This is a genomic window from Exiguobacterium sp. S3 (genome assembly GCF_018617295.1).
In the GTDB taxonomy this organism is placed as follows: Bacteria; Bacillota; Bacilli; order Exiguobacteriales; family Exiguobacteriaceae; genus Exiguobacterium; species Exiguobacterium profundum.
On sequence record NZ_JACSJW010000002.1, the window covers coordinates 144247 to 157212 of the forward strand.

A 12966-nucleotide genomic window follows, 5' to 3' on the forward strand; every position below is an offset into this window, starting at 1 on the left:
AGAGGGGGAAGCATATGAATAAAGTAGAAGCGATGATGTTGCTCGAAAAAATCGCGCAATATATGGAGATCAAAGGGGAGAACCCGTTTAAAATCAATGCGTTCCGCAAGGCGGCGACAGCGCTAGAGAACACGGACCTTGAACTCGAGGACATCGACGACTTGACGTCCATCTCAGGAATCGGGAAAGGGACGGCTGCAGTCCTTGAAGAGTATCGAGACACAGGACGCAGTGAAGTACTTGAAGCACTGCAAGAAGAGATTCCGTTCGGTTTGATGAAGCTCTTGAAAATTCAAGGGCTCGGCGGGAAGAAACTTGCTAAACTCCGTGAAATCGGTGTCGTCGACTTGGAGTCGCTCATCCGTGTACTCAAAGACGGGACGGCTGCATCACTACCCGGTTTCGGGGCGAAGAGTGTGGAGAAATTACTCGCCGCCGCGAAGAACCTCGAATCACGTCCAGAACGATTGGCTTATGCAGTCATGCGACCAATCGTTGAAGAAATCAATGAGGTGTTAGAGAAGGAGACGCTCGTCTTGCGTCATTCGGTCGGAGGAAGCTTCCGCCGTGCCGAAGAGACGTGTAAAGACCTTGACTTCATCATCGCGACCGAGAAGCCGATTGAGCTACGTGAGAAGCTGCTCGCTTTGCCGTTCATCAACGAAGTGATTGCGGCAGGCGAGACGAAAGTCTCGCTCGTCCTCGAACGTGAAGAGATGGTATCGGTCGATTTCCGTATGGTCGAGCCAGGCGCGTTCGCTGCGACGCTTCACCATTTCACGGGATCAAAAGACCACAACGTCCGCATGCGTCAACTTGCGAAAGCAAAAGGAGAGTCCATTTCCGAATATGGGGTCGAGACAGCAGACGGATTGTGGCAACCGGAAACCGAAGAAGAACTGTTCGAACGGTATGGTCTCCCATTCATCCCGCCTGAACTTCGGGAGGGGCATGCAGAGTTCGAGCACGACTTATCGAAGCTCGTCACGCTCGAAGACATCAAGGCTGACGCGCACATGCACACGGTCTGGTCGGACGGGAAGTTGACCGTCGACGAAATTGTCGTGGCGATGAAAGATCGCGGCTATGAATGGATGGCCATCACCGACCACGGGAAGTATTTGACGTTCGTCAATGGCTTGACCGAGGAACGACTCGAAGCACAGGGGGAAGAAATCCGAGAAGCAGCGAAGACACATGACATGAACGTGTTACGAGGCGTCGAGATGGATATTCGTCCTGACGGGACACTCGACTATGAACCCGAGTTTCTAGAGACGCTCGACTACGTCGTCGCTTCCATCCATTCGAAGATGGACCAATCGGTCGACGAAATCATGGCTCGTCTGGAGAACGCCTGCCGTTCTCCGTACGTCAACGTGATCGCCCATCCAACAGGTCGACTCATCGGTCGTCGGGACGGTTATCCGATCGACGAGGACAAGCTGATCGCACTCGCTAAAGAGACAGGGACGGCGCTCGAGTTGAACGCCAACCCGAACCGCCTCGACCTGACAGCTTCTACGCTGAAGAAAGCGAAAGCAGCGGGCGTCAAAGTGATGATCAACACGGACACGCATCACCCAGATATGATGGAAGACATGGCCCTCGGTGTGTTGCACGCACGGAAAGCCTATCTCGAACCATCAGATATTATCAACTGCTTCACGTTTGAAGACGCCAAGGCGTTCTTTGCGGCGAAGCGATAGAAAGGAACATGCTAGATGGACCACGCGTTACGCGTATTAGAATATGAAAAATTGCGCCAACAGCTTGCCGGTCACGCGGCGAGCTCGCTCGGAAAAGATTTGGCGCTGAAGATGCAACCTGACTACTCATACGACCGGGTGCTCTCGAATTTGAACGTGACGAAAGAGGCGACCGAGGTCGTTCGTCTCCGTGACCGTCTGCCGCTCGGTGGGCTTACGGATGTCCGTGCGGAAGTGAAACGGGCCGCAATCGGCTCGGTCCTCTCGACGAGCGAATTGCTCGCCGTCGCTGCCGTCATGTATGGCGGACGCCAAGTGAAGAACTTCTTCGAGAAGCTTCACGAGGATAACGAAGAGATTCGCATTCCACGTCTTGACGAGTATGCGGACAAGTTGACGAAGCTCATCGAGGTCGAACAGGCGATTCGTCATGCGATTGACGACCAAGGGACTGTCCAAGATTCCGCGAGTCCACAACTCCGTGGACTTCGGACACAGCTCCGGAGCTTTGAAGGGAGTGTCCGGTCACGTATCGACAACATCCTCCGCAACAATGCGAAGATGCTCTCGGACGCCATCGTCACAATCCGGAACGATCGCTATGTTGTACCGGTCAAACAAGAGTACCGTCAAGCGTTCGGTGGAATCGTCCATGACCAGTCGGCTTCTGGTCAGACACTCTTCATTGAGCCGCAGGCCATCGTCTCCATCAATAACGAGATTCAAGAAGTTCGTCTGAAAGAACGTGCTGAAATCGAACGGATTTTAAGTGCTCTCTCGAACGAGGTCGGTGGGGTCCATGATGCCATCATGACGAACCTCGACGTGTTGGCCGAACTCGACTTTATCTTTGCGAAAGTCGCATACGGACAAGAGATGAAAGCGACCGAGCCAAAGTTGAACGACAATCGAGAAATCAAGTTGAAACAGGCACGTCATCCGTTCATCCCGAAAGATGAGGTCGTACCGATCACAGTCGAGCTCGGAGAAGACTACACGTCACTCGTCATCACCGGACCAAACACCGGCGGGAAAACCGTCACGTTGAAAACGATTGGACTCCTTCAATTGATGGTGCAATCAGGTCTCTACGTGCCGGCAGAGTTCGGGACAGAGCTTTCCGTGTTTGACGCGGTCTATGCCGATATCGGGGATGAGCAATCGATTGAACAGAGTCTCTCGACGTTCAGCTCGCATATGACAAACATCGTCGGCATGCTCGACAAAATCGACTTCATGTCACTCGTCCTCTTCGATGAGCTCGGTGCCGGGACGGATCCACAAGAAGGGGCTGCCCTTGCCATCGCCATCTTAGATGAAGTGAAACGCCGCGGGGCACGTGTCGCTGCGACGACACACTACTCGGAACTGAAGGCATACGCTTATAACCGCGAAGGTGTCATGAACGCCTCGATGGAGTTTGATATCGAATCGCTCAGCCCGACGTACCGTCTCTTGATTGGCGTACCGGGTCGCTCGAACGCCTTCGAGATCAGTCGTCGTCTCGGACTGTCTGAGCAAGTCATCGACAAGGCACGTAGCCACGTCGGTAGTGATGCCGAGTCAGTCGAATCGATGATCAATGAGCTTGAAGCAGCGAAGCAACGCGCCGAGCAGCTCGAGCAAGAGCTCATCGTCAAGCGCCATGACTTTGAAGAAGAGCAGGCCGAATTCGAAGCGAAGATGACCGAATTTGAGCGCGAACGCGACAACTTGTATAGAGCGGCCGAGGCGAAAGCCGAGAAGGCCGTCGAACAGGCGAAGCGTCAAGCAAACGAAGTCATCGACCGCTTGAAGAAGCTACGTGAGCAAGGAATCGTCAAAGAGCACGAGATTATCGCGGCGAAGAAAGAGCTCGAATCGGCAAAACCGACGCTTCAAGAGAAAAAGATTCAAAAAGTGAAACAAAAAGCCCAGCAGAAACGTACGTTCAGTAAGGGCGAAGAAGTGAAAGTGACGACGTTCAATCAAAAAGGCTACATCGTGAAACAAATCAACGACAATGAGTATAACGTCCAAGTTGGCATCATGAAAGTGAACGTCAAAGCGGACGACCTTCAGAAGATCGGTCCATCGAAAGAGAAGTCGCTTCAGTCGAAAGGGAGCTCGCTCAAACGTCAGAGCTCGACGAAGTCCGAGCTCGACCTCCGTGGCGTTCGTGTCGAAGAGGGGCTTATGCGTCTAGACAAGTATATCGATGAAGCACTCGTGTCGGGCTATGACAACGTCCGCATCATCCACGGATTAGGTACCGGAGCGATGCGTCAGGCGACACAAGAATTTTTAAAAGGACATCGTCACGTGAAGAGCCAGCGCCCGGGAGGAATGGGCGAAGGTGGACTCGGTGTCACGGTCGTCGAACTGAAGTAAGGGGAGTCGGGAATGGGTACGATTACGTTTGCCGTTATGCTGGAGTCGTTCGGCCTCTATTCGATGGCGGGACTGATGATTGTCGTCGGTCTTGCCATCTTCGAGGTGACGACGCCGTACAGCAACTGGCGTGAGATTCAAAAAGGAAATATTGCCGTCGCCTTGGCGACAGGCGGGAAGATTGTCGGTCTCGCCAACATCTTCCGGGTCGTCGAGAGTCATCATGATAGCACAATCGACATCTTCGTCGGGGGTGGTTTCGGATTCATTTTACTCCTCGCGACATACTGGTTGTTTGAATTTTTGACACCGACACTGAAGGTGAACGATGAGATTCAACAAGGGAATATCGCCGTCGGGTTGTTGGCATTCTTGCTGTCGATTGGGGTCTCCCTTGTCGTCGGCGCGGCATTGGTGAGGTGAAGACATGGTATACGAACGATTGGCAAAGATCTTGTTCATCGGGGCCGGGCTGTTCTTAGTGGCAGCGGCACTATGGTATATCTTTTATTGAGGGAAGAGGGAGAATCCGTTTGGATGCTCCCTTTTTTTTATTTCAGGGACCTTGAATATAAAATATATGGGTGAAAGGAAATTTTTTTACAATTCGTGTGAGGAAATCGATATACTAAAACTAGATTATGGAACGAGATACATAAGAAGGTTGAGGTGTAGGTCATGGCGAACGGGTCAGAAGTGTTTGAAGTCTTGATGACGAATGCAGTGAAATTGCCTGTAGTGAAAGTAGATCGAAAAGAATTTTTAGCCCAAAGTTTCAGTAAGTACGTGCCAGCGACTCAGTTGGCAGAGGTTGTCGAGAAGGGACCGCTTGAAGCAAAGGTCCCTCTTTCAGTCATCAAAAAAGTAGCGAAGCGAAATATTACCAATCAGACGATGAAAAGTTCGAGTGCATCGTTTGCAGCCGGGCTACCTGGAGGCATCGGTCTTGCTGCAACGATTCCGGCCGATACAGCACAATTTTTCGGTTTCGCCCTCCGTTTGGCGCAAGAAATCGGGTATTTGTATGGATACGATGATTTTTGGGAAGATGGGGAACTAGATGTCGAACGGGTGAATGGAGAATTGATTCTCTTTTTAGGTGTCATGTTCGGAGTGGGTGGCGCGACGGCTACGATCAAAGCGTTATCTGCACAATTATCGAAAGAAGCTTTGAAAAAGATCCCGAACAAAGCGTTGATGAAAACGGTATATTATCCAATCATCAAGAAAATGTCAGCGATGATTGGCGTGAAGATGACGAAAGACACGTTCGCCAAAGGAATCTCGAAGATGATTCCACTCGCAGGTGGTGTCATCTCAGGAGGGATCACGTACTCATCGATGACGAAGATGGGCAATCGTCTCATGAATACGCTTGAAGAAGGCGTAAACATGACGGAAGCGGAGTTTATTGAAAGTGTGGAAGCAGTCAAGCGTGAAAATCTTGAAATCATCGAAGCAGAATTTGTAGAAATTGATGAGGGATCACGTAATGACGGGGAAGTCATATAAGGAGATATTGTATGTTCTAGGAGGGGATCATTCATGAATCTAGACTTACACTACTTGATGTCGACCGAACGTTACGTACTCGACATGGAATCGTTTCAGATGAAGAATGAGGCGTATTATCCGTTAGAGTGGACGTTTTATGGAGCGGCGAATCCGACGATGCTCCTTACATGGGACGCTAATCGCGACCTCATCCGAGTTCGCTTCGAACAGTACGCCGCCTTTTTAGGGACACAAGAAGAGCACGGAATGAAAGAAGACGGATTATGGAACGAGCATCCGATTGTAAAACTGTCCGCATCACGCCTGATGTCATTCGCCAGTGAACGGATGGCGATTCATCCGGTGAACCGTAACCGTGGCGCGCTCGCGCATTATGTCATCCGTACGATCGAGCAGGAGTTTCATGTGTTGGCGTATGAAGACCCGACCGTAGAAAACCTAGGAAAAGTCGGGGACACAGGAGTACGTGTCGAAATCGTGAAAGAAGCCGAATGAAAAACAACGTCGCCTCGACTCCGGGGCGACGTTGTTTCGTTTACGGCACGTCAATTTTGACGGTATACACTTTCGGCATGGCGTCACTTGACGCATACAAGACGAGCGTCTTTTCTTTCTCTGGGACGAGGAAGACTAAATCAATTTCGGATTTCTCGCCTGTGAAATAACGAAAACCATTCTTGAACGCTTTCTTATTGTGGTTGACCAGATCGACTGGACTATATTTTGTCCCGTCTGGTGTGTACATACGGAATCCGTTTGGACGATATTCCATATAACCACCTTGACCGTCATCTGAATGGAAGAGGGAGAGCGGGAGACTCACGAATCGCTTCCCATCTTCCGATTCAGTTCCATCCGGTGAAGCGAAGACGGGTTGTCCAACTTGGAATTCACGCTTCTTCATTTGTGGATCTCCAATAAACGTTTGGAACGTGCCGAGGTTCATGATTTTTTGAAGATCATCTTCTTTTGGTGTTGTGTCTTTTGCTTCTTTCGGTTTATCTGCTTGTGAACTACTCGCCACTTATTTGCTTCGCAAATTGAAGGGAGAGCTTCTTGGGAAGACCGTGCACGGCTATGGACCGAGCTCGTCGGGTGGTTCCAACCCTGCAGGAATTCGTTTTAGTTTGCCAACATCAACAGATTGATGCTCGCGTTGATGTCACGGTCACGATGCGCGCCATAATGACTTGGTTCTTGTCAACGATCCGTCTCGACAGTTTGTGAAGGAAGTCCTTGCGTTGATTGGCCATCTTTTCGTGTTTCTTGGCCATCGAGACCTACATATTGTTTTACAACCATGTTCGTCTTCAGAAACGACTAAATGAATTGAGCCCTGTCGAATACAGATCTCAAGCCGCCTAGGCTGGTTTTCATTATTTGCCCTGTATACTTGACGGGGAGCAGTTCAAAAGTAAGCGTCAGATAGTGAATATGTTGGTTCTTATAAAAGAAAGAGTCTAGGTTTTGTCCCAGCCTCTCCATTTATGCAAATTGTGTTGAATTGTTCAGCGCACAGGTACCGTTTCATCATATGATTTATTTTATAAAGAAAAGTAGCAAAAGCCCTTACCTTATTGTGTTCTTTATCACATTTGTAACATCTATTAGTTGAGGCAGTGTTTTTTCTGTTAGGGAAAGTATCATACGGAAATGGGTGGAATGTCTTTTGGACATTTCAGACTGTAAAAATAGGATGATTTAACCGTAGATTACATTTATGAAGTGGACACCCTGTCCCTTTCTTATATTTTTGGTAAGCGCTATAATTAACTATATCTTGAATTCGGGATATACTAATTTTTCATTTCATTTAAAACATAATAGGGATCAAAATTAAATTAATTATGAGGAGGTGATTACTCTGGAATGGCAGACTTGGCTACTTATCTCGGTTATCGGGTTTACGTTTTATTTGTACGCAGAAGTTCGTGACCTTCGGATGCGCTTGCGTCAACTTGAGAAGACGAATTATCCTTCTCCACAAGAATTCAGTCCGGAGTTGAATCAAGAGCTAGCTGAATTAGTAAGACAAGGGAAAAAAGTACAAGCCGTCAAGCGCGTTCGAGAAGAACACGGCTGGACGCTACTTGACGCCAAACAGGCAGTAGACCGATATGAAGAATAAAAGTAAGTGTCAAATAGAAAACACATTGTTACGTATTAAAGAAAATGCCCTGTAAAATCAGTAAGTTGATTTTACAGGGCATTTCTATTTTTTTGGCTCATCACCATAACTCGTGGTTGCTATTTTAACGACCGATTTCCAGATACAACCTTAAAAAGAACCGTTCAAGGTTTCGATAGCAATAACCACGGCGTTTGATGAGCTTGATTTTGTTGTTCGTTCCTTCCATCTTTCCGTTCGATAGACTGGACACGATTGTTCGACGCATCGCTTCCTCTCGGTTCTGGATCGATTTCGCGATCTTCGCCAGAGGCTCGCAAGGATGAGACTGATAACGATCCAACCAATCGGTCAGTCGACGTTTCGCCTCGTTCAAAAAACGACGCCGGCGGCAAAGGGCGTCCGTGAAGAACTGGATGAGATGGAAACGATCCAGCACATGTTTCGCATCCGGGAAGACATGTGCGACGGCCTTCGCCATCGCCGGTGCAAAGTCACTGACGACAGAACGGATGTTTCCGGCTATGCCTTGGAGTGCAGCTGTGATGTCCTTTTCTTTTGGCGAACTCGTCGATGAGGACGTCTGTCGTATGCTTCACTGTCTTTACTGAGGCGTACCGATAAAACCATCGTTCCACCGTCGTGTAAGGTAATCCGTATTCACGCGCGACATCTGAGATCGTCCTACCGTGGCAACGTTCTGCGATGCCTTTCAGGAACACCTCGGTGGAGGTGCGGACGAGCCCGAGACCGTAGTCATACACGAACGTCAAATCACAAGAGAAGCATCTTTGACGTGGGACATCCAGCTCAATCCAGAGTATACCGACGTTCCATGCGTGACCGTGTCGGAAGCGACATCGCCCTTTCGAATGCAGGACTGTCTTTCTCTGACAAAGCGGGCAAGGGATGTCGTGTCGATCCGGAATGACCGAGAAAACGTTCGGTTCTTCGTCTGAAGACATCTGGATTTGAAAAAGGTCTGGAAGTGGAAGAAGTAATTTGATAAACTGTTGGGACAAAGCGAAAACTCCAATCGTGGTTTGTCTAGGCAACAATTACGATACCGGGGTTTTCGCTTTTTTCTATGTTCAATTCAAATCCGATGGATTTTATGTGTCAACCACACCTTATGGTGATGAGCCAATTTTTATTAATTAAATGGAAGTTCATTGATTAAATCTTCGGTATTGAATTCTTTTTGTTCATATTTAAGCATTAAATCTAAGTAAGCATTTTGCGCCGACTCAGGGTCGGTTAAGAACATTTCTAACTCTTGATAAAGAGCATCTAATCCGCCAGCAGCGTATTCCTCGATAATATCATAGTTCTCGAGTGTCACATCTGACTCATCCTCAGAATCATTCTCGATTGAAAAACGTTCAAATGTATTTTCTAAATGCATGATCAATTTCATGAATTGCAAATCTTGTTCTGAAAAAATGCCAAGTAAAATTTCAGGACCGGGTTTTACTTTTTTTCTTCGTTCATTGCTATAACCGAACAATAATGCTGCCATGAAAGCATCTTTATAGGTTTCAAAAAGTTGAGCGTCTTCTTTTAACGCTGTATACATATGATCTTGTGTACTATCTCGACGCACGGAACGCTTTGCCATTACATTACCTCCATAATTTCCGTATATTCCCCAATGCCTTCATTTGTATGGTTGAGTAATTTATATGATTTTCCAATCCGATGATTAATGGCTTCATCCACTTCTCCACGCCATTGTGAAGTAGATACAATCACAACAATTTGATCTGATAATTTTGGTAAATTTGTTGCAACGCGAGAACGATGGTCTGCATCGAGTGCTCCGAAAGGAGAATCCATTACAAGTGGAAAAATATTTCCGAGTTTTAAATCTTCATCTAACGCGTGACCTTTTTCTTTGTCTTTGTACTCCCTAGTTAAATCTACAATAGCACCGATGAAAGCAAGACTTGTAATCTGTGATTCTCCCTGAGATAAACCGATACTTCCTCCGTTTACATCTGAAACGAGAAGCTCGTAATTATCAGTAAGTGAGATTGGATAGTCTTTTCGTAATAACTGAGAATAGGTTAGTTTGATTTTTTCTTCTAATTCGGTTTTTACTTGGGATTCTCTGAGCTTTAAAAGCCCAATCAAAGTGTTTTTCACTTTCGTAGCAGACCCTAGAGCAAGTTGAAGTTTTAATTGTCTTTCTTCTGCTTTGGTCAGTTTACTGACCTCTTTATTTAATAACTCTTCTTCTTTTGAAATTTCCTCAATTGATCGAAGTAAACTTTCTATAGCAGCCTCAGCTTTAACGATTGCAGTTCGAATCGAGGATTCTCTTTCGATTAAATTAGATGAATTTTCGATATTGCGTGAACTTGCTTTCATGCGTTCCTCAATTTCTCGTAACTCGTCTTCCAATCCTCTAAGGTTTTCTCTCAATTCTTCACGTTCACTAACGAGTCGTCTGATTTCTGTGTAAAAATGGCTTCTAGCAACTTCCCAACCACTTAAGCGGAAATAAAGTTGATCCATTTCATTTTTTGAACTCGATAAATTTAAGACCTCTTGCTGAACTTTTTCTAATGATGCAATTGATGTTGTCTCAAGTTCTTGTCCACACAAACATTTCCCTTTCGACATTAAAGAAGGAATCAAATCAGGATGAATCAATTTTTCAATTGAATCCTGGTCATTTGTAGATGCAATGCGCTGGAATCTTTTCATTGGTAAGGTTGAAAAAGCTAAGTGACTTGAGCGGGAAAGTAGGATTCTCAACTCATTTAATTTCTCATCGAATGCATTTTTCGTTTCTTTAATTGATTCTACTAAGTGATCACGTGTGACTTGAAAGGTTCTCGTTTCTTCACCGTTACGTAAAGCATTTTCAATACTTTTCAATTCACTTTGGGCAGCCGAAAGTTCTTGTCTTGTTTCAGTAAGTTGCTGTTTCTTCTTTATTTTTTCATCTTCAAGTTGATTTATGCGCAAGTACTTGTCGCTCAATTCACTTTTTACATTTTTAGATACTTCATCGCGAAGTTTAATTATAGTTTTACTTAAATGTTCAATAGAGTTATCGAATAACTCCAATCCCATCATTCTCTTAATGGAATCACGAATTTCCGAATAGGCTTCTTTCTTTCCTAAATGGTCCATTCGTTCACCGTCAAAGAAGAAGAACGTATGCAATTTATACGGTAAAATGCGATTAATTTCGTATGAGATATCTCTAATTTTAGTAGATTGATTTGTAGCTACATTCCGTTTAGTCAATTCAACTTTTTGATTGATTGTTTTATTCTTTGGCAAATTAAGAATATTGTGCTCAGAATCAAACTTCGCGTATAACATACGACGTAGTTCGTATTCATAATCGTTATGTTCAAATTTAATTTGTACCGCTGTGATTAAGTCATTTTTATTGTTTGTGTTTTCTTGAACAGCTTTATTATTAAAAATAGACTCAGGATTCGGTAATTTAAGTTCTCGTCCATAAAATCCCCAAATCAAAGCTGTAAGTAATGCTGTTTTACCGCTTCCATTTTCACCGTGGATGACAGTAACATTTTTACTTGATCCGTGTGCAAATTCAATCGTATTCTGCCCATAATATTGACGGAAGTTTTCAATGATTACTTGCTTGAGAATCATGTCAGATAAACTCCTTTTTGATTAATTTAGAAAATTCATCAGGTAATTGCGCAGCAGTGAATGAACCCTCTTTATCTAAATAGTCTTTTTCTAAGCGAATGATATTTTGTAGAATTTGTTGTTCTGTTTCGGATAACTCGCTTAACAGTGCATATACATCATTTTCGCTGCTTGAATGGTTTTGACTCATCATGTTCACCTCTCAATTGGTTATAAATCGACTAGATTAAATGCCTCTTTTATAGGATTTAAAACTTGTAGTGCTTGGTAATGATTTTCAGATATTGATGCGAACTCATTTACCCTTTTTAACTCATTCATCAATAACCGGCGTTCAATATTAAATTCTTTGTCTGTTAGTAAATCAATTTCTGTCAAAGGACGTGGAATGACAATGTAATCATGAATATACGCATATTCTTTTCCAGGATGTTTACGTAAAATTCGTCCACGACGTTGAATGAACTCTTTTGGATTGGTTGTGCTAGCCAAAATATAAGCAGTCTCTGCAGAAGGAACATCTACTCCTTCATCTAGACATCGGATAGCAACAAGCGCTTGAATCGCATTCTCTGAAAATTCCTTTAACAGAATCTGTCGAAGTTCTTTCGATTCAGTTGAGGTAAAAGTTTTCGCTGATATGTTTAAATCTTCGCTTAAAAATTGTGCAATATGATCTACATGGCGTTGGTTCTCTATAGAATGGTCTCCGCAATATACTATAGTGTGGTCAAGAGTTTCTTGCATACTCAGTTGTTTCTTTAACAAAATATCTTTTTGCTGAGCTGAATTAATTAATCGAGCGCGCTTAATTAACAACATTTCAAGTAGCCCAGTAGTACTTCCGGTCGATTCAATTGATTGTTGGTCAGATAGATTAACTAATTTTGATATCTTATTCGTAAGCTCATGATAAATTTCCAGTTCATCTTCTGTGAGGGAGACTAGGTGTGGGTAGTAATAATACTTTGTTAAAAACCCTTTTTTAATTGCTTCTTCCAAAGTAAACTTATATATTGACCCACCAAAATAATTTAATAACTGTTCGGTTCCGCTACCATCATGGTGCCGTATTGGAGTTGCACTAAGTGCTAATCGATTTTTAAAAGCTGTAGGAAGCGATTGAAGCGATTGCTTTGTACCCAAATTATGCGCCTCATCGGCAACAATCATTCCGCCATCCGTAATTCGAGTAAGTTGAGCTTGGAAATTAGCATTTTTAAATGTGCTATTCGTAGTGATTACACACATAAAATTTTGTATTTTAAAATTATATTGAGTGATTTTTCCGGATAGAATTGATGTCCATTGAGATTTTGAACCATAGCATAGAACTGGATTCATCCCAAAGGATTCAGCATCCTTCGCCCATTGATCTACTAAATGTTGATAAGGACATAAAATGATGATTGCTAACCGATTCGTTTCTTCATACCGTTTTGTTATGGCTGTGAGAGCGGTTAATGTTTTTCCAGTACCCGTAGCCATCTCTAGTAAACCGCGGTAGTCGTTTTCAGACCACTTTTGTATAGCTTCCAATTGATAGTCTCGTGGAGTGAACCATTTTGGTAAAGAAGGGAATAGAATTCTTGAATCCATATAATAGCT

The 12966-nt window shown here is 44.7% G+C and carries 13 protein-coding genes and 2 pseudogenes; 7 read left to right on the top strand and 8 right to left on the bottom strand.

The features are described from left to right. Positions 1–14 precede the first annotated feature (14 nt). The 5 genes from polX to KNO65_RS05740 all read left to right on the top strand — a co-directional run bounded on the left by polX (position 15) and on the right by KNO65_RS05740 (position 6089). Positions 15–1709, top strand: a complete 1695-nt coding sequence (gene polX, locus KNO65_RS05720) for a DNA polymerase/3'-5' exonuclease PolX (RefSeq protein WP_214782405.1) — start codon at positions 15–17, stop codon at positions 1707–1709. A 15-nt stretch (positions 1710–1724) separates the two neighbouring features. Beyond that, positions 1725–4079, top strand: coding sequence for an endonuclease MutS2 (locus KNO65_RS05725; protein ID WP_031421321.1), 2355 nt, complete (start codon positions 1725–1727; stop codon positions 4077–4079). 12 nt (positions 4080–4091) lie between these two features. Then, positions 4092–4502 carry a DUF350 domain-containing protein gene (locus tag KNO65_RS05730; RefSeq protein ID WP_031421322.1) on the top strand — a complete coding sequence of 137 codons (411 nt, stop codon included), beginning with the start codon at positions 4092–4094 and terminating at the stop codon, positions 4500–4502. Positions 4503–4757: 255 nt separating this feature from the next. After that, positions 4758–5591: an EcsC family protein gene (locus KNO65_RS05735; protein ID WP_214782408.1), complete on the top strand. Its 834-nt coding sequence runs from the start codon at positions 4758–4760 to the stop codon at positions 5589–5591. Positions 5592–5624: 33 nt separating this feature from the next. Continuing rightward, the gene (locus KNO65_RS05740) at positions 5625–6089 is read left to right on the top strand and encodes a hypothetical protein (RefSeq protein ID WP_214782410.1); all 465 of its coding nucleotides are present in this window, start codon (positions 5625–5627) and stop codon (positions 6087–6089) included. Between the two features lie 40 nt (positions 6090–6129). On the opposite strand, the gene KNO65_RS05745 is transcribed toward KNO65_RS05740, so the two are convergent. Continuing rightward, the gene (locus KNO65_RS05745) at positions 6130–6618 is read right to left on the bottom strand and encodes a hypothetical protein (RefSeq protein WP_214782413.1); all 489 of its coding nucleotides are present in this window, start codon (positions 6616–6618) and stop codon (positions 6130–6132) included. 157 nt (positions 6619–6775) lie between these two features. Further along, positions 6776–6868, bottom strand: a pseudogene (locus KNO65_RS05750) (RNA-guided endonuclease TnpB family protein); the annotation flags it as partial. Between KNO65_RS05750 and KNO65_RS05755 the strand changes: the two are divergent. Next, a pseudogene (locus tag KNO65_RS05755) lies at positions 6864–6959 on the top strand (IS3 family transposase); the annotation flags it as partial. The pseudogenes KNO65_RS05750 and KNO65_RS05755 sit on opposite strands and share 5 nt — an antisense overlap. Before the next feature lie 490 nt (positions 6960–7449). Continuing rightward, positions 7450–7722, top strand: a complete 273-nt coding sequence (locus KNO65_RS05760) for a hypothetical protein (RefSeq protein ID WP_214730730.1) — start codon at positions 7450–7452, stop codon at positions 7720–7722. A gap of 124 nt (positions 7723–7846) precedes the next feature. Here the strand turns inward: KNO65_RS05760 and KNO65_RS05765 are convergent, their stop codons facing one another. The 6 genes from KNO65_RS05765 to KNO65_RS05790 form a co-directional block, all read right to left on the bottom strand. Next, a complete protein-coding gene (locus KNO65_RS05765; protein ID WP_214782416.1) occupies positions 7847–8203 on the bottom strand; it encodes a transposase in 357 nt (118 codons plus the stop codon). Positions 8204–8216: 13 nt separating this feature from the next. Beyond that, positions 8217–8744, bottom strand: a complete 528-nt coding sequence (locus KNO65_RS05770; RefSeq protein ID WP_214782419.1) for a helix-turn-helix domain-containing protein — start codon at positions 8742–8744, stop codon at positions 8217–8219. A gap of 131 nt (positions 8745–8875) precedes the next feature. Continuing rightward, a complete protein-coding gene (locus tag KNO65_RS05775) occupies positions 8876–9340 on the bottom strand; it encodes a hypothetical protein (RefSeq protein ID WP_015881057.1) in 465 nt (154 codons plus the stop codon). Next, positions 9340–11358, bottom strand: coding sequence for an AAA family ATPase (locus KNO65_RS05780; protein WP_214782421.1), 2019 nt, complete (start codon positions 11356–11358; stop codon positions 9340–9342). Before KNO65_RS05780 ends, KNO65_RS05775 begins: the two co-directional genes overlap by 1 nt. 1 nt (position 11359) lies before the next feature. Beyond that, positions 11360–11548 (bottom strand): hypothetical protein, encoded by a 189-nt coding sequence (locus tag KNO65_RS05785; protein ID WP_214782424.1) that lies wholly within the window; start codon positions 11546–11548, stop codon positions 11360–11362. A 20-nt stretch (positions 11549–11568) separates the two neighbouring features. After that, a complete protein-coding gene (locus KNO65_RS05790; RefSeq protein ID WP_214782427.1) occupies positions 11569–12957 on the bottom strand; it encodes a DNA phosphorothioation system restriction enzyme in 1389 nt (462 codons plus the stop codon). Between the last annotated feature and the right edge of the window lie 9 nt (positions 12958–12966).

Excerpts from the sequence above, each read along its gene's own strand:
- polX (WP_214782405.1), top strand. The coding sequence starts at position 15 with ATGAATAAAGTAGAAGCGATGATGTTGCTCGAAAAAATCGCGCAATAT.
- KNO65_RS05725 (WP_031421321.1), top strand. The coding sequence starts at position 1,725 with ATGGACCACGCGTTACGCGTATTAGAATATGAAAAATTGCGCCAACAG.
- KNO65_RS05730 (WP_031421322.1), top strand. The coding sequence starts at position 4,092 with ATGGGTACGATTACGTTTGCCGTTATGCTGGAGTCGTTCGGCCTCTAT.
- KNO65_RS05735 (WP_214782408.1), top strand. The coding sequence starts at position 4,758 with ATGGCGAACGGGTCAGAAGTGTTTGAAGTCTTGATGACGAATGCAGTG.
- KNO65_RS05740 (WP_214782410.1), top strand. The coding sequence starts at position 5,625 with ATGAATCTAGACTTACACTACTTGATGTCGACCGAACGTTACGTACTC.
- KNO65_RS05765 (WP_214782416.1), bottom strand. The coding sequence starts at position 8,203 with ATGGCGAAGGCCGTCGCACATGTCTTCCCGGATGCGAAACATGTGCTG.
- KNO65_RS05775 (WP_015881057.1), bottom strand. The coding sequence starts at position 9,340 with ATGGCAAAGCGTTCCGTGCGTCGAGATAGTACACAAGATCATATGTAT.
- KNO65_RS05780 (WP_214782421.1), bottom strand. The coding sequence starts at position 11,358 with ATGATTCTCAAGCAAGTAATCATTGAAAACTTCCGTCAATATTATGGG.
- KNO65_RS05785 (WP_214782424.1), bottom strand. The coding sequence starts at position 11,548 with ATGAGTCAAAACCATTCAAGCAGCGAAAATGATGTATATGCACTGTTA.
- KNO65_RS05790 (WP_214782427.1), bottom strand. The coding sequence starts at position 12,957 with ATGGATTCAAGAATTCTATTCCCTTCTTTACCAAAATGGTTCACTCCA.